Source organism: Dulcicalothrix desertica PCC 7102, from assembly GCF_003991905.1.
GTDB lineage: Bacteria > Cyanobacteriota > Cyanobacteriia > Cyanobacteriales > Nostocaceae > Dulcicalothrix > Dulcicalothrix desertica.
Map to the genome: position 1 here is coordinate 1 of NZ_RSCL01000109.1, position 593 is coordinate 593.

Below are 593 nucleotides of genomic sequence, written 5' to 3' on the forward strand. Positions count from 1 at the left end.
CTTTTACATTTAAAACCTATACCCAGCTTGGCTTTTACAATCTGCGCTATTCGTGTGGCGTTGCTACTATCTATGTTTATAGTGGTTCTGCGTAGATGCATAAAATAATTTTGATTACCCTATAAGTAAAAAGAACGCTTTCTTCAAGCGTTCCCACATCTGAAATTAAATTCAACTCTTTAGGAGTAAAATCATGTTTAACTTTAACAAACAACTAGCGACTGTAGCAATTTTAACTGTGGCTTCGGTGAGTGGAACAATGTTAACAGCAAATCATGCATCCGCCCAATCTAATAATGGATGTACAGGTGCGGTCAAAAGGATTGAACTCAGGAACGCGCAGAATCAAAAAGTTTTTTGCAGCCAGCGTGGTGTTAGAAATGTGGGTAAGCTGGGCAAACAAGTTACAAGAGTTAGTGTTAGTGGTGGAAAATGGAAATTTTACACAGGTAAAAACTTTACAGGTCAATCTGTGACTGTTAGTGGTGAAACTACTCGAAATCTTAACTTGAGAGGAGGAGTTTCATCTTTTAAAGCTGTTCGTTAATCCTGAGTCTGCTATACTTTTGGCTGCGTCTACTAGTCCTTACTGG

The 593-nt window shown here is 38.4% G+C and carries 1 protein-coding gene; it reads left to right on the top strand.

The genetic code is table 11. The annotated features are described in order from the left end of the window. Positions 1-193: 193 nt before the first annotated feature. Positions 194-547, top strand: coding sequence for a hypothetical protein (locus tag DSM106972_RS51005; protein ID WP_127087851.1), 354 nt, complete (start codon positions 194-196; stop codon positions 545-547). The last annotated feature ends 46 nt before the right edge of the window (positions 548-593 follow it).